Annotated in this window: 16 protein-coding genes; 11 read left to right on the top strand and 5 right to left on the bottom strand. The window is 51.0% G+C overall.

From position 1 onward, the window contains the following. Positions 1 to 168: 168 nt before the first annotated feature. The 4 genes from N7E73_RS08860 (at position 169) to N7E73_RS08875 (ending at position 3,733) form a co-directional block, all read left to right on the top strand. Positions 169 to 822, top strand: coding sequence for a TetR/AcrR family transcriptional regulator (locus N7E73_RS08860; protein WP_432738701.1), 654 nt, complete (start codon positions 169 to 171; stop codon positions 820 to 822). After that, on the top strand, positions 797 to 1,810 hold the full coding sequence (locus N7E73_RS08865) for an efflux RND transporter periplasmic adaptor subunit (protein WP_432738702.1): 1,014 nt from the start codon (positions 797 to 799) through the stop codon (positions 1,808 to 1,810). Before N7E73_RS08860 ends, N7E73_RS08865 begins: the two co-directional genes overlap by 26 nt. Before the next feature lie 244 nt (positions 1,811 to 2,054). Beyond that, positions 2,055 to 3,008 carry a cation diffusion facilitator family transporter gene (locus N7E73_RS08870; protein WP_432738703.1) on the top strand — a complete coding sequence of 318 codons (954 nt, stop codon included), beginning with the start codon at positions 2,055 to 2,057 and terminating at the stop codon, positions 3,006 to 3,008. Then, positions 3,005 to 3,733 (top strand): dienelactone hydrolase family protein, encoded by a 729-nt coding sequence (locus N7E73_RS08875; RefSeq protein ID WP_432738704.1) that lies wholly within the window; start codon positions 3,005 to 3,007, stop codon positions 3,731 to 3,733. Before N7E73_RS08870 ends, N7E73_RS08875 begins: the two co-directional genes overlap by 4 nt. Positions 3,734 to 3,801: 68 nt before the next feature. Here the strand turns inward: N7E73_RS08875 and N7E73_RS08880 are convergent, their stop codons facing one another. The 3 genes from N7E73_RS08880 to N7E73_RS08890 all read right to left on the bottom strand — a co-directional run bounded on the left by N7E73_RS08880 (position 3,802) and on the right by N7E73_RS08890 (position 5,662). Continuing rightward, entirely contained in the window at positions 3,802 to 3,885 is an 84-nt protein-coding gene (locus tag N7E73_RS08880; protein WP_432738853.1) for a zinc ribbon domain-containing protein, read from the bottom strand. 134 nt (positions 3,886 to 4,019) lie between these two features. After that, a complete protein-coding gene (locus tag N7E73_RS08885) occupies positions 4,020 to 4,529 on the bottom strand; it encodes a nitroreductase family protein (protein ID WP_432738705.1) in 510 nt (169 codons plus the stop codon). Between the two features lie 446 nt (positions 4,530 to 4,975). Beyond that, positions 4,976 to 5,662, bottom strand: coding sequence for an HAD family hydrolase (locus N7E73_RS08890; RefSeq protein ID WP_432738706.1), 687 nt, complete (start codon positions 5,660 to 5,662; stop codon positions 4,976 to 4,978). A gap of 108 nt (positions 5,663 to 5,770) precedes the next feature. Here N7E73_RS08890 and N7E73_RS08895 point away from each other — a divergent pair, with 108 nt between their 5' ends. The 6 genes from N7E73_RS08895 (at position 5,771) to N7E73_RS08920 (ending at position 12,694) form a co-directional block, all read left to right on the top strand. Continuing rightward, entirely contained in the window at positions 5,771 to 6,913 is a 1,143-nt protein-coding gene (locus N7E73_RS08895; RefSeq protein ID WP_432738707.1) for a geranylgeranyl reductase family protein, read from the top strand. A 225-nt stretch (positions 6,914 to 7,138) separates the two neighbouring features. Continuing rightward, a complete protein-coding gene (locus tag N7E73_RS08900; RefSeq protein WP_432738708.1) occupies positions 7,139 to 8,569 on the top strand; it encodes a sensor histidine kinase in 1,431 nt (476 codons plus the stop codon). 17 nt (positions 8,570 to 8,586) lie between these two features. Next, positions 8,587 to 9,960, top strand: a complete 1,374-nt coding sequence (locus tag N7E73_RS08905; RefSeq protein ID WP_432738709.1) for a sigma-54-dependent transcriptional regulator — start codon at positions 8,587 to 8,589, stop codon at positions 9,958 to 9,960. Between the two features lie 68 nt (positions 9,961 to 10,028). After that, complete coding sequence (locus tag N7E73_RS08910; RefSeq protein WP_432738710.1) at positions 10,029 to 11,177, top strand: potassium channel family protein; 1,149 nt, start codon at positions 10,029 to 10,031, stop codon at positions 11,175 to 11,177. Continuing rightward, positions 11,170 to 11,685, top strand: coding sequence for a cyclic nucleotide-binding domain-containing protein (locus tag N7E73_RS08915; protein ID WP_432738711.1), 516 nt, complete (start codon positions 11,170 to 11,172; stop codon positions 11,683 to 11,685). Before N7E73_RS08910 ends, N7E73_RS08915 begins: the two co-directional genes overlap by 8 nt. A 139-nt stretch (positions 11,686 to 11,824) precedes the next feature. Beyond that, positions 11,825 to 12,694: a septal ring lytic transglycosylase RlpA family protein gene (locus N7E73_RS08920; protein ID WP_432738712.1), complete on the top strand. Its 870-nt coding sequence runs from the start codon at positions 11,825 to 11,827 to the stop codon at positions 12,692 to 12,694. 273 nt (positions 12,695 to 12,967) lie between these two features. On the opposite strand, the gene N7E73_RS08925 is transcribed toward N7E73_RS08920, so the two are convergent. Then, positions 12,968 to 13,261 carry an integration host factor subunit alpha gene (locus N7E73_RS08925; protein WP_432738713.1) on the bottom strand — a complete coding sequence of 98 codons (294 nt, stop codon included), beginning with the start codon at positions 13,259 to 13,261 and terminating at the stop codon, positions 12,968 to 12,970. A gap of 122 nt (positions 13,262 to 13,383) precedes the next feature. Continuing rightward, positions 13,384 to 13,806 carry an HIT family protein gene (locus N7E73_RS08930; RefSeq protein WP_432738714.1) on the bottom strand — a complete coding sequence of 141 codons (423 nt, stop codon included), beginning with the start codon at positions 13,804 to 13,806 and terminating at the stop codon, positions 13,384 to 13,386. A gap of 162 nt (positions 13,807 to 13,968) precedes the next feature. Between N7E73_RS08930 and N7E73_RS08935 the strand changes: the two genes are divergently transcribed. Beyond that, positions 13,969 to 15,003 (top strand): elongator complex protein 3, encoded by a 1,035-nt coding sequence (locus tag N7E73_RS08935; protein WP_432738715.1) that lies wholly within the window; start codon positions 13,969 to 13,971, stop codon positions 15,001 to 15,003. Positions 15,004 to 15,218 lie beyond the last annotated feature (215 nt).

The following is a 15,218-nucleotide window of genomic DNA, read 5'->3' on the forward strand; positions in this document are numbered from 1 at the left end:
CCTGCTTTTTGCGGATCAATATTTATTTCAGGAAATTGTCTGCAAAAAGGTTGATTGGAAAGACACCACGCGGAGTTAATGAAATAGTTGATTCTTATCATGTCGAGGGTGTTTGAAGTGCGGGTGAACAGCGTTTACAGGGTGAGGCTGGTCTGATAGAAAAACTCCATGATTACATCAGGTAAAAAAGAACAGGAACATCAGCGCATGCGGCGCCTGATTCTGGATGCGGCTAAGGAACTGTTTGCAAAGGACGGATTCGATAATGTTTCCGTGCGAAAGATTGCAGCCAGAATAGATTACAGCCCGGCAGCATTGTATCGCTACTTCAAGAGCAAGGAAGAACTGATCCTTTCTCTGAAGGAAGAAGGCATGGGCAGGTTCGGACAGATGCAGGCCCAATCCTGGAATGTTGAAGATCCGTTTGAAAGGCTCCTTGAGATCGGACGTATCTATCTGAACTATGCCCGTAGCGAACCTGAGTATTATGACCTGCTTTTTAACCGCAGCGCCCCGTCATTCTGTGACCCTGAAAAGTGGGTAGGCAAACCACACCCGAATTTTATGAGTTTCAAGGAAACAGTACGCCAGTGCATTGAAACGGGAGTTCTTGGCAATGTTTCGGTGGATACCGCCGTAGCCTCTCTGTGGGCCTCAGTCCATGGGCTGGCTTCACTGGTCGCTACCGGACGGTTGCAGGGTAATATGCCCGACATTGATATGGAAACCGTGTTTGAAGATGTGCTGGAGTTCATAACCATCCCGCAAATGGAGCGGGGAAGACGGGAGATGAACAATGAAGGCAAAGTGGACAATTCATAAATTTATCTGGTTGCTGCTTCTGGCTTTGCTTCTGGGCAGCAGTCATACTGGAGAAGCCTGTGCCGGGTCCGCCGGGGTTTTCAAGTGTACGCCAGCTTCGCGGACGGTTTCTCTGATCGGGTTCACCCGTCCAAGGGTGAGCATGACCCTCGTGAGTGAAGAGTCGGCCATGTGTACGAAGGTTTATGCCGATATCGGTGACACCCTCGACGAGAGCGGCCGGTTTGCCGAGCTTGACCCGACATTCATCAAGCTGGAGATTGCCCAGCTTGTTGCCGACAGGGACCGGCTGCAGTCCGATGTTACCTACTACAGCAGGGAAGCCGAGCGTTACAGGAATCTGGTCAAGAAAAGTACTGCCGCGCAGTCTGAACTCGATCTGCACATCCGCAACCTTGAGAATGCGGAATCCCGGCTGCATGCTACTGAACTCAAAATAACCGTGGACCGTGAACACCTGCGCCGCTACACCCTGCACGCCCCGGACGGCTGGCGGGTGATCAAGCGTTATATTGAACCCGGAGAATGGGTTACTAAAGGAGAGAAAGTCGCTGAACTCGGTAATTTCAAGACCCTGCTTGTTCCTTTCGCCCTGACAATCAATGAGCTGGAAAAAATCCGGTCCATGGACGGCAGGATTACTCTGAAACTTCCTGATCTCAATATTGAAACACCTGCCGTGCTGGAGCGGATTTCTCCGGATTTTGATCCGGAAACCCGCAAGGTGGAGGTCGATTTTGAAATAGGCCGCGGCAATTTTGAATTTAGAGGCGGACTCCGTACTGAAATGAACCTCGAGATGCCCGATCCCGGAGGATCAGTTCTGGTGCCGCAATCGGCCGTGGTTAAAGCCTACGACGACAATTTTATTGTGCGTCCCGATGGTGTCCGGGTCAAAGTGCTGGTGCTCGGTACAAACGGAGAAGGCAAAGTTCGGGTCTCTTCAAGAGCTGTGAAGGCCGGACAGGAATTTCTGCTCAAGCCGTAGCAATTACAGATCATTATAAGCCCCTTGCAGAATGCCGGGGGCTTTTTACTCTGCCGCCCGGTTGTTATTATTTTTTTTGAAGTGTATTCCTCCAAGGCACACACGACCTTAGGTGAAACCCTTTCGGACTTTGTTGTTTGCCTTGCCTGGGCCAAACCCAGCCGGTCGGAAGCATCTGGCATACAGCAGCTCACCCTGCAGGGACACTCAAGCCGCCCGGCAGTACTTTTAACCCGGATTAATCATGTCTGAATCCCCTAAAAAATATATTTATTATTCCATTGTCGCATCGGTTGTTACCATGGTCCTCAAGACCTGGGCCTGGAATATTACCGATTCAGTTGGTCTGCTTTCAGATGCCCTTGAAACGCTGGTCAATCTTTCCGCCGGGCTTTTCGCGCTTGCCTCGCTCAGTCTGGCTCTTAAACCGGCAGATGAATCCCATACCTACGGACACGGCAAGGCCGAATATTTTTCCAGCGGTGCGGAAGGAATGCTGATTCTTATTGCCGCCATCGGCATTGTCTACGCATCGGTCGAAAGATTCGTCAGCCCGGAGGTCCCCTCCAATCTGGGGTTCGGCCTGATCATTGCCTTGCTTTCGTCTGTGGTGAATTTCGTTACCGCAAGGATCATGCTTAAGGGTGCAAAAATACACGATTCAATCATCCTCGAAGCAGATGCAAAACACCTGCTTACCGATGTCTGGACTTCGCTGGGGCTGGTGGCCGGGCTGGGCGTGATGCTGTTTACTCCCCCGGCATGGGCGATTCTTGACCCGCTTATCGCTTTGGTCATGGCCGGTAATATCGTTTTCACCGGGTTTTCGCTGATCAAAAAGTCTTATTCCGGTCTTATGGACAACACCCTGCCACAGGAAGAGCTGCTCATGATTGACCAGTCCATCCGCAGATGTGGAGGACAGGATGCCATTTATCACGGGTTGCGTACCCGCAAAGCCGGTTCAAACCGTTTCGTGGATTTTCATCTTCTGCTCCCCGGAGAGTTGAGCATAGCCAGTTCCCATACCCTGTGCTCTGAAATAGAATCCTGCATCAAGGAGGATCTCAGCAATTGTCAGGTGACTATCCATGTGGAGCCCAAGGAAGATGCTTCATCGTATGATTGCGAAGAGACTGGCGGGCTCTGCGGCTCCAAGATCCGGCTCAACAGCCAGTTTGGAGACGGCGGTAAATGATTGTCGAATCGAGGGTTATACGACAGGGCCATCTGGGCGTTGAGCTGTGGCATGTGCTTATGTTGCCACACGGCCATGGACCTTGGCCCGCAGTACTGCTTATCCATGAATATACCGGACTGAACAGTGTAATCCTTGGGCATGCGCAACGGCTGGTCGAGGCCGGTTATGCTGTTCTTGCGGCGGATTTTTACGGGGTGGAAAACCGTCCGGAAAATATTGATCAGGCCCGGACGATCCATCGCCTTTACCGTAATGACCGGCTGTTGATGCGCAACCGTGCGCAGGCCTGCTTGCAGGCTCTGGTTGAACAGCCGGATATTGATCCACAGGCAGTTTTCGCCCTCGGTCTTTCGTTTGGTGGAGGGGCGGTACTGGAACTTGCCCGGACAGGCGCAGACCTGAAGGGGGCGGTCAGCATTTACGGCTATCTCGACACCACCCATCATTCTTTGACCGAAGATATAAAGGCTCCGTTGCTGGTGCTGTTTGTTGAAGACGATCCGGTAGTTCCGGCAGAGCATGCGCGGCAGTTTGAGGATGAGATGTCAGGCGCGGGTGTCCGTTACGAATTTATCCGGATTGAAAATGCAAGGCACGGATTTGCCAATCCCGAAGACGCAGGGTTTGACGAAGCGCTGGCCGAATGGATGTGGGAATCCGTTATGGAGTGGATGAGACCTGAAAAGGATTACGACGGCTTAAGCCCTTTGAAAAGGGTTTAAGAATCCCAAACTTTTTAGCGGGGCTTCGCCGCCCAGAGAATAGTTGAAACAAGAAAATGATCCAGCCCCTACAAAACGTATCCGCATCCCGGACAGATGTAAGCTCGACTTGAAACCCCGTGTCCGCATTCAGGACATTTGATTATCGCCATACGCCCTCCTGTGTCTGCAGGAAAACTGATTCCGGGATACAATGCGAGGGTATGTATTCCCTTATTTTCCCTGCACAAACAGTAAACCCCACGCGTGGTGGGGTTTTTCAGAAAAATCGGTTTTGGAAACAGTTCTACCAGCTGTTGCGGTGAACTCTTTCCTCGTTGTAGCGGTCTTTTTTCTTTGATTCCTGTGCAGGCCAGCCGAGTACGATGAATCCGAGGGGCATTACCGATTCCGGCAGGTTGAACAGCTTCTTGAAGCCGGCAACACGTTCCTCAATGGGATGAATGCCTGTCCATACTGCTCCGAGGCCTTTTGCGTGAATAGCGAGCAGCAGGTTCTGGATGGCTGCAGAGCAATCCTGCACCCAGTAGCCGGGGTATTTCTCAAGGCTAAGGTCTCCGCAGACCAGAATTCCTAGCGGAGCACTTTTGACCATGGCTGCGTACTGGTTGATGGCCGGAACCGCGTCGAGCTTTTCCCGGTCGTCAACTACGATGAACTGCCAGGGCTGGGCATTGCCTGCGCTGGGTGCCATCATTGCAGCGCCGAGCAGTTCTTTCACCAGCTCTTCACTTACGGGTTTATCTTCATATTTTCTGATGCTTCTGCGGCTGTAAATCGCTTCAAAGAGATCCATTTCCATCTCTCCTGTGGGGTTGGGTGTGTAAAGTGATTCAGACTTATACCATAATCAGGTCTACTTAATATCATATTTTTTGTTGAATTACATTCAATGTCTCATGCCCCGATACAGGTGGCGCAGGCAACTCTTTGAGTGACAGAAAAAAATGACATTTATGCTTGATTTTCGATCAATCTTTTGTATTCTACAAATAATCACACCCCTGATTTGGTCTGAAATAGCTTTTGGTTAATTTACAGTCCAACCCCTATGGCGGTGCCGAACTCCTCCCTCAACAAACCGCTCGGCACCGCCACCTTTTTTGCAACGAGCCTTCTATTTTTGTTTCGCATACAGGATTTTATGACATTTTTTAGCAATTAACACCCTGAAACCAATAGGGATTCCAAAGGAGCTTAGCTCCTTTGGCCGCCGGAGGCATCCAGTTATAATAATTCCGGTCAATTCCCGCCATTCCGCTGAAAAAGATTTTGCTCGTTGAGAAGCTCCATCAGCGCCGCGCAGTCTGCTGCAAGGAAGTCCGGCCCGGCTTCCGCCAGACCTTCAATTGGGATGCGTCCGGTGGCGACTCCTGCTGTCATTGCTCCGGCTCTTTTCCCGGTTTCAATGTCCATGGGATGGTCGCCTACCATCAGGGCATTTTCAGGGGCGACACCGATGATTTCAAGGGCTTTGAAAAGGTGCTCCGGGTGGGGCTTGACGTTATGCACGTCCTCGCGGGAAAGGAAGCAACCGGTAAGTCTGTCGATCTCCGGGACCATTTGGCGTACAGCGGAGGCCGTGTTGCGGGTGATGATGCCGGTCCTGATACCGGAACTTCGCAGGGATGAAAGCATTTCACAGGTGAAAGGAAACAGGGTTCCGTTCCGTGCCGCCTCGACTTCCATGGATATGATCAGGAAGCGACAGCGGGTGTGGAATTCCTTTCCGAGGTCAGGATCTTCGCGTGAAAGGCAGTCGGCCATGAAATCAACCCATTCCAGGGCGGGCAGGTCTTCCCTGCTCGGCATGGGGTCAAGGAACGCGCTTCCCAGTGCCCTGAGCCGTTTCTTCATCTCATCGAAATCAATGGTCAACTCTGCCAAAGTGCCGTCAAAATCAAAAACTATAGCTTCAATATTTTTCATTATCCGGTTTCTTTCTTATGGTCTTGCTTGCCCAAGCGTGTTTCTAGCGGTATTAAAACCTAACTTAAATCAACAACATATTGAGTTCTCAACATAGCAGGAGTCCACGTGTCAGGTAAATTCGACGTCATTGTTGCGGGAGGGGGGCCCACCGGTTCAACAGCCGCCTGTATCCTTGCCGGTAAGGGTTTTAAGGTCGCTTTGATAGACAAGGCTGAATTTCCAAGGAAAAAACTCTGCGGCGGCCTTATCACCTACAAGACCACCCAGGTGCTGGAGAAGGTCTTTGGCTGTGACGTCGACTGTCTCAGGAGCCGGGGTATAATCAACTTCGAATCTCCAGAGTACTCCATCAACTACCGGGACCACAATATCCGTGATGCCCAATCGTCCATCCCCTTCCGTTTTGTGGACAGGGTGGATTTTGATTACTTCCTTCTTCAGAAAGCTGCAAATGCCGGAGCGCATATTTTTACCGGCGAGGAAATTGTTCAGTGCAATTACATGGATGCGGAAGTAAAGACTAAATCCAACCGCATCTACAAGGGTGAATATCTGATCGGTGCGGATGGGGTGAATTCTACTATCCGCCGTTTCCTGCCCTATGACAAAAGGAAATGGCAGGCTGATATGGCCTCCACCATTGAAATTATCTTTGACGCCGCCGACTATCCGCGCGAAGTGCTCAAGCCTGAGCTTTACATCGGACACCTGCGGGCCGGTTACATCTGGGTTTTTCCTGCTGCCGGAAAGGTTGTGACCGGTATAGGGGCGCTTAACCGTGCAACTGTGAATTTCAAAAAAATATTCATGGATTTTCTGCGCTCACAGGGAATCGCAGATCCGGAATCCCTCCCCATGAAGGGTTACCCGCTACCCTACGGCAACTATATGGAAAATCCTTGTTTCGGGCGTACATTCCTTGCCGGGGATGCCGCCGGCATTGTGGAACCCCTTTTCGGTGAGGGAATCTTCTATGCCCTTCAGAGCGGCCGTTATGCTGCGGAGGCCATTGCAAAGGGACTTTCGGAAAACAGGAACCCGGAGAAGTTTTACCTTGAGCGGCTTGAAAAATATGTTTTTCCTGAACTCAGGTACTCCAACAGACTTCGCTGGACCCTGTTCTATTCCCAGCCGCTTTTGAAACATATGTCCTTTAAAATGGCTTTTAAATCCATGCCCCGCCTGCTGGCGGACATGGTTCATGGTGTCCGCTCGTATAAATTCCTGTTGAAAAAAGAGTGGGATTAGTCTGCCGGGACATTTCTTTTGCGTTCCGGTGTTATTGTTGATTTGTTGAATGCGATGTTTCGTTAAACTTAAAAGGGATTCCCGGAGCCGTTTTCGGGTGGGATATTGGTTTCCCATCTGGAGTAGATGGAGCCGAAGGCGTGCGATTTACCGGATGCATGCGGTTTTTAACCGTTCAGTCAGGAAGTTGTAAGAGTCGCTTTTAAGGAATCCCGGAGGCTGCAAGTGGATCAGCATCAGGATCTGCAGATAAAATCATTTCAGCTTGTGAAGCTGCTTTCATGGACATTGCTGGTTGTCATCATTGCCAGCAGTCTGGGCCTTTCCGTTTTTCTGGCCAAACATGCGGACGAAACCCTTCTTGAAAAGCAGAAGGAATTCGCCCTGCTTCAGGCGGAGAACCTCAACCACCAGATCTACCGCAGGTTCATCCTGCCGACCATCATCGGTTACGGCAAGATCGGGCTTAAGAACAAGGAGCAGATGGACCGGCTTGATCAGGTGATCCGCTCCACCGTGCACAGTTTCAAGGTTAACGAGGTGCGTATCTACGACCCGGACCTGATCATTTCATATTCCACGGATAAGGAACTGATCGGCGCGGACGACCTTGGCGGGGAGTTCGTGAAAAAGGTTCTGGATACCGGTACGCCCAAGTATGAGTTCATCAGCAAGAAATCGACTTTTGGGATGCTTTTTGACCTGAACATGCGTCCCGGAACCATGCTGCTCAAGATCGTCTATCCCCTGCGCTCGGAAAAGAGCCTGAATATCAACGAAAACGTGATCATGGGCGTCATGGTCATTACCCAGGATATTACCGAGGACTATCAGTCCGTCATCAATTTCGAGCGACTGATCCTGTTCACCTCCAGTTTTTCGGCCCTGATCCTTTTTGCGACCATCATGGCAATCATCCGCAGGGCGGACATCATAAACGCCCAGCGCATGGCTGAAAGACAGCAGTTTGAAAAGGAACTCAACCAGAGCGAAAAGCTCGCCAGTATAGGGCGTATGGTTTCCGGGGTTGCCCATGAAATCCGCAATCCGCTGGGGATCATCCGTTCCAGTTCCGAGCTGCTGCTGAAGAGGATGAATGACAGTGATCCGGTCAACGTGAAGATTCTCGGCGCAATTCACGAAGAAACGAAAAGGCTCAGCCGCACGGTCAGCGATTTTCTGGATTACGCAAGGCCGCGCAAAATTGCCCTGACCGCGCTTGATCCAGCCAACCTTCTCGACAAGATTCACATGTTTCTGGAATCCAAGTGCAAGGAATCAGGCATTGAACTGCAGATGGACTACATCCACGGGCATCAGGTCTGCGGAGATGAGGACCTGCTTTACCGGGCCTTCTATAACCTCGTCGGCAACGCCATGCAGGCAGTTGAAAAGGACGGCCGGATCGTTGTTACCTTCAGTCAGACTGCCAAGGGCCTCAATATTGTCTTTTCCGATACCGGACCGGGCTTTGCCCCTGAAATTATCGACAAGGTCAAGGACCCCTTCTTTACAACCAAAGACAGCGGAACAGGACTGGGGCTTGCCATTGTGACCAATATTGTGGAAAGCCATAACGGAAAGCTCAGCATCGGGAATAATCCTGAGGGCGGAGCACGGATTGAATTGTTTTTACCTGAAAGAAAAGACTGCTAGATAAACCGGAAATAAAAATGTCTGCAAATATACTCATACTGGATGATGAACAGAACTACCTGTTGATTCTGGAGGCTATGCTCTCCGATGAAGGCTATACCATAACCGCCCTTTCCGACCCGGAAACAGGGCTGGCCTATCTCGATGAATCCGAAGTCGACTTGGTGATTACGGATATGAAAATGCCCAAGCTTACCGGGCAGGATGTGCTGGAGCATGTGAAAAAAAACCATTCGCACATTCCGGTGATTATCATGACCGCCTTCGGGTCCATTGAATCCGCGGTTGAGGCCATGAAGATCGGGGCCTTCGACTACATCACCAAGCCGTTCGCCAACGAGGAACTGCTGCTTTCCGTAACCAAGGCAGCTCAGTTTGCCCGGGCCCAGCGGGAGAACAGGCAACTGCGCGAACAGATCAAGGACCGCTATTCGCCAAGCAATATTATCGGCCGCTCCAAGCCCATGCTGCAGGTCTTCGACATGATCAGCAAGGCCGCTCCGGGCAGCTCAACAGTGCTGATTACCGGTGAATCCGGCACCGGTAAGGAGCTGGTGGCTCAGGCGATCCATCAGGCTTCGCCCAGATGCAACAAGCCGTTTGTTTCGGTCAACTGCATGGCTTTCAACACCGGTGTACTTGAGAGTGAGTTGTTCGGGCACGAAAAAGGCTCTTTCACCGGCGCAGTGGCCCGTAAGCGGGGCCGTTTCGAAGCGGCTGATCAGGGCACGCTGTTCCTTGATGAAATCGGTGAAATATCCCACGATATGCAGGTAAAGCTGCTGCGGGTGCTGCAGGAAAAAACTATTGAGCGGGTCGGAGGTGTCGATCCCATCAAGGTGGATATCCGCATTGTGGCGGCAACCAACAAGAACCTCAAAGAAGCTGTGGAAAAGGGCGAATTCCGCGAAGACCTTTACTACCGCCTGAACGTGGTCAGTATTGAAATGCCTCCGCTGCGGGAACGTCGCGAGGATATTCCCTTTCTGGTCGACCATTTCCTTGCTGCCTATTCAGCGGACAACAACAAGGTGTTCGACGGATTTTCCCCGGCGGCCATGGACTATATGACTGCTTACGAATGGCCGGGTAACGTACGTCAGTTGCAGAATGTTGTGGAACGTTGCGTTGTGCTCAGTCCCGGCAGGGTAATTGAAACCGAAGACCTGCCTGCTGAAATCAAGGATGAGGAAACCCAGTTCAAGAGTGCTGTTGACCTTCTGCCCTCCAAGCTCAATCTGGCGGACACTCTTGACAAGATTGAGGCCACCCTCGTTCGCCGGGCTCTTGCCGCCAGTAATTTCGTGAAGGTGGATGCCGCAGACAGGCTCGGCATCTCAAAAAGCCTGCTGCAATATAAGCTGAAAAAGTATAACATCAGCGGAAAGTAAATTTGTATTCAATGTTTTTTCCATTTTAATAAGTCCCGCCGGACCCTCTGAGAGCTGCCGGAGGCATCATGAAAATAACGGATTGGCTTAAATCTGGATTCGGCAAGCTGGTAATCGCCACCGGGCTGCTTCTTTTGTTCAGCACTCTCGGCTATTACTGGCTTGAACTGGAGGAAGGCGGGGAAGTGGGTCTTTCCGGTGCGTTCTGGTGGGCTATAGTCACCCTAACCACTGTCGGTTATGGGGATATGGTCCCGGCAACGGTTCCGGGTCGGATTCTGGGTGCTCTGGTCATGATCTCAGGCATCGGCATGGTTTCATCGCTGACCGGTAACATGGCGTCCATGCTCGTTGAACGCAAAGCCAAAAAACGCAAGGGGCTCTTAACTGTGAAGATCAGCAGTCATGTCATCATACTGGGCTGGAATGATTACGCCTTCGGGCTGATTGAATCTCTTCGCGAACAGGCTGACCGTAAATCCTTCAATCTGGTCATCGTCAGCGACCTGGAGCAGCAACAGCGGGATGAGATCGCCTTCCGGATTAATCTTGGGGAAAATCTTCATTTTGTGCACGGCAATATCAGCCAGGCAAACGTCATAGCCCGCTCCAGCCCGGATATGGCCCGCACTGTCTATGTGCTCTGCCAGAACGGGCTTGACCCCAAGGAGTCGGACCAGCAGGCCATTTACGCTGTTCTGGCCCTGCGGACTCTGGCTCCGAAAGTCCCTGTATATGCCGAGATAGCCATGCAGGAGAACAAGGAACACCTGCTCAGGGCAGGAGCCAACGAAATTCTTGTCCGTGGGGAAATCTCCAGCCGCATGATGGGCATGATGGGAATCAGTCCCTCCATGTGGTCGTTCTTTCGAAGCCTGCTGGGGATAGGTGATTCCGGCAGGCTGCAGTTCAGAGCCTGTTCCACGGATGACCGGACCAAAAGCTGGGGGGAACTCAGTGCCCATATCCGTTCCATTGACGGCGGACTGCCGGTGGCAGCCTGCAAGCTTGGAAAAAGTCTTTCCCTGCAGGATGTCATGGATGAGGGTTCAGCACTGGACCAGTTCATAATGGAGCTGTTCAAGTCCTCCGGTCAGGACACATCCCTCGGAGTACAGGGGCCTGAAGTGCGGATGAACCCACCGGACAGCGAGTCTATGGAGAAATATGACGGGCTGCTGATAATCAGTCCCGGCGGAGGTTCGGAGCATGGCTGATTATTGGAAATCCATTCCGCTTTTTCAGGACCTTGATGATGATGAGCTGCGGCATGTGAAATCGATATTCGCCAACATCGCAGTTAAGTCCGGAACCAATATTATTGCCGAAGGGGAGGAAGGAGATGAGATGTTCATTCTCGTCAACGGCAAGGTCCGTATATCAAAACGAATGCTCATCAAGGGCATGAATATCCCCCTTACCGAGATGAAGAATCCGCGCAAGGTTCTGGCCAACCTTGATGCCAGCTATTATCCTGTTTTCGGGGAAATAGCCCTGATTGACCGGGATATCCGTTCAGCTACCGTGTCGGTGGTTGAGGATTCCGAGTTTCTGGTTACCGATCGCATTAAATTTTTCGAACTTGCCGAGACACATCCCACCATAGGCTGCAAGCTGTTTCTGACTATCGGCAGAAGGCTTGCTTCAACTGTGCGACGCAGCAATAATGAAATTGTGAAACTGACCACAGCCCTCGCCCTCGCCCTTTCCAGGTCCGGCCGCTGACGCCGTCTTTCCAGACAATTTGCATGTTATAACTCCGACAACTGGACTTTAGTGGACGTAACCACTATGGAGAGATTACTGCCGACTTTGAAGGAGGCGGAAGAATTTTATTATTTCCCCTCATGTGATGGAGGTTTACATGTCCAGATATTACGTATTGTTGGCCGCTCTGCTGCTTCTTTTCTCCGCAGGATGTGCCAAGCAGAAGATCTATTCAACACCGCCGGTGAAACAGTACAAGGCCCAGAAGGAAGAATCTCCGGAAGTGGTCAAGCCTGTACTAAAGACCGATCCCTATGTAGTGAACGGGCAGCGTCATGTTCCGCATCTGACATCAAAGGGCTACAAGGCTCAGGGACTTGCTTCGTGGTATGGGGACGACTTCCACGGTAAAACCACAGCCAACGGCGAAACCTATAATATGTACGCCATGACTGCCGCCCACCGCACACTGCCCATGGGAACCATGCTTGAAGTCACTGACCGTGATACCGGTCGAAAGGTCATCGTGCGGGTCAATGATCGTGGCCCCTTTGCTGATACCGACCGCAGGATCATCGATCTTTCCTACGCAGCAGCCGCCAAGCTGAATATCGTGAACAAGGGGCTGACCCCGGTTGAACTCAGGGCTATTGACGATGTTAATGCCGAACCGGTTCTCGCCAAGGAAATCGTTGCGGAGACCGCGGCTCCTGCCGAAGAGGTTGTAGTTGCCGAGACCCTGCAGGCTGCTCCTGAAGTTGAGGCTGTGCTGATTTCCGAGACCGCCACTATGCAGGCAGCTTATTTTATCCAGGTAGGTTCCTTTTCAGAGCATGACCGGGCCACCGCAGTTCTTGAAGACCTTCGCGGACGCGGTTTCAAGGAATCCCGTATGGTAGAGGTGGATGTGAACGGCAAGAAATATATGCGGGTTCAGGCCGGACAGTTTTATACACTAGCCGGTGCGGAAGAAGCCATGCAGACTCTTACACCCGATTTCGGTGAAATGTTCATTGTAACCCGCTAAAAGATAATAGCATGCGCAGGAGTTTTTTCCGAAGGACCGGGATGCCGGACATGGAAGATCGTTGAAGCAATCCTGACAAATTAAGCTGGAACACATTACGCTGTTTCAGCTTTTTTTGTTGTCTGGCGCGTTTTGAATATGCGGATTCAGACCGCCGTAAACCGGATTTTTAGTGTAAAAAGAGGTACAGGGACCAGCACCAACGCACTGGTCCCTTATCATTGGAAAAGTCGCCCAAAAAAACGGCAGGGCCTGTCGCAGGCCTAAGCTGTCCTAGCCGTTAAGTTCGGATCTGAATTTGCGGGAAAGTCTGAAGACAACAACCTTGCGAGCGGGCAGGGTGATTGCTTCGTTTGTCTGGGGATTGCGCCCCTTGCGAGCATTCTTGTCGTAAGCTTCGAATTTGCCGAAACCGCTGATGAGCATGGCGTGATCTTTCTTCACGGCATCTTTCATGATGTCCAGAATGGACTCAACAAGCTCTTTGATTTCAGCTCTGTTACGGTCGGTTTTTTCGTAGATGTAGTCAACAACGCTGGCTTTAGTGAGTGTGTTTCCGCTAGCCATTTCCTTTCCTCCGTTGTCCCCGGCCCTGGGGTCAGGGGCGGCGGGTTTAGTGTTTTTCCTGCAGTCAGCTACAGGCGGTGATTCAGGTAAGGCGTTATCGTCAGGAATAAGCTATTAATAATTTATCCCTTTATCATCTTTTCTATCTTTTGGGCAAGAGCCCTGGCTTCATCCATATTGTCATACTGGCTCTGGGCCCAGTGCTTGAATCCATCATCCCTGAAGCGGGGGATGAGGTGCAGGTGGGCATGAAAAACAAGCTGCCCTGCCGCTTCGTTATTATTCATGATGATATTCAGCCCGTCAGCCCCGGTCGCTTTTACAATGGCATCACCCGCCATCTGGGCTGCAGTGATTATTTCACCCCCCAGTTCGGCGGGAAGATCCCAGATGTTCTTATAGTGCTCTTTGGGAATGACAAGGGCATGCCCTTTATTGACCGGGCCTATATCCAGAAAACTCAGCAGGTGTTCTGTTTCGTATATTTTGAAGCAGGGGATATCCCCGGCGGCTATCTTGCAGAAAATACAATCCTGGTTACTCATGGCAGACTTCAATAGCTATTCTTTAGTTGCATGTTGCGATGAATCGCCTTAAACGGGCATCAGACGACCGTAAAAGACAGTTTTACATAATATTTATCCGAGCATTTTTTTTTAATCAAGCTAATTTATTAAATAAAGGTTCAATTTAAGCAATTTTCTCCCATGAGCGCTTCCATAAAGACATTCAGCCATCCCGAACCTGACCATTTGCGATCTCGTATCTGGCCGGTTTTTATGCCTTTTATGGGGTGTCCTGTCCGTTGCGTATATTGTTCGCAGGAGAGGCAGACCGGCACAGGTGCTAAGCCTTTAGGCGATATATATCAATCTCTTAGTCGTGATATTCCTGAATTTTTCAATAGTGGGAGACGTAATCCCATGGAACTGGCGTTCTTCGGGGGGACGTTTACTGCTTTGCCGTTTGAGTGGCAGCTGCGTTTCATGGGGCTTGCTGCTGAATTCAAGAAGTTCGGCTTTATTACAAAAGTGCGCTTTTCCACCAGGCCGGACTGTATCAATCCAGAAGAGCTTGAGCAGCTCAAGGCTACAGGTCTTGATATGGTTGAGCTGGGCATACAGAGTTTTGCCCCCCGGACTCTTAAGAGGTCGGCCCGAAATTATACTCCGGAGGCTGCTGCGCAGGCCTGCCGTACAGTCCGTGATTGCGGGCTTTCACTGGTAGTTCAGCTTCTGCCGGGACTTCCCGGTTCCAGCGAGGGTGATTTTCAGCGTGATATTGACCGTACTATCGAAATGCTGCCGGATGCTGTCCGGATTTATCCCTGCCTGACTGTCAGGGGGACTGCCCTTGAGAAATTGTATCTGGCAGGAAAGTATCGCCCATGGGACCTGCAGCAGACGGTGCAGGAACTGGCTCCAGCCCTGCTGCGGCTCTGGAAGTCCGGGATTCATGTCATTCGCATGGGCGTGGCCCATGAAGCAGGACTTGAAGATAACATTGTCGCGGGGCCGTACCACCCTGCCCTCGGACAGTCCGTAAGGTCCAGAGCCCTCTACCTTTATCTTCGTACCGAGCTGGCTGCACTGGATTTACACCGACGGCATCTTTATGTTCCCCAGCGCTATTCAGGTGAATTCTGGGGACACAAAGGATGCTTGAAAGTATCTTATGAAGCCATGGGAATTAGCCCACAGAATACCGTTTTCCATGAGTCTTCGCATTTTGTTCTTGAATAATTGATCCCTTCTTTTCTCGATTTTTGTTTATTTTAGTAACCATTCCTGATAAGACTTTGTTTTCAAGGCAATCTTTTTGGAAACATGCCCTTCCCCGAACCGGAAAAATACGTCATATTCAATAATACTGTAGTTACGATTGAAGCAAGCCGGCCCGCATCCGGTTATAATTTCAGCAGTGGATGGGCCGCTCAATCAAAGAAGGAGATAATCCA

Origin of the sequence: Maridesulfovibrio sp. FT414, assembly GCF_050916235.1 — a bacterium.
Classification (GTDB): domain Bacteria; phylum Desulfobacterota; class Desulfovibrionia; order Desulfovibrionales; family Desulfovibrionaceae; genus Maridesulfovibrio.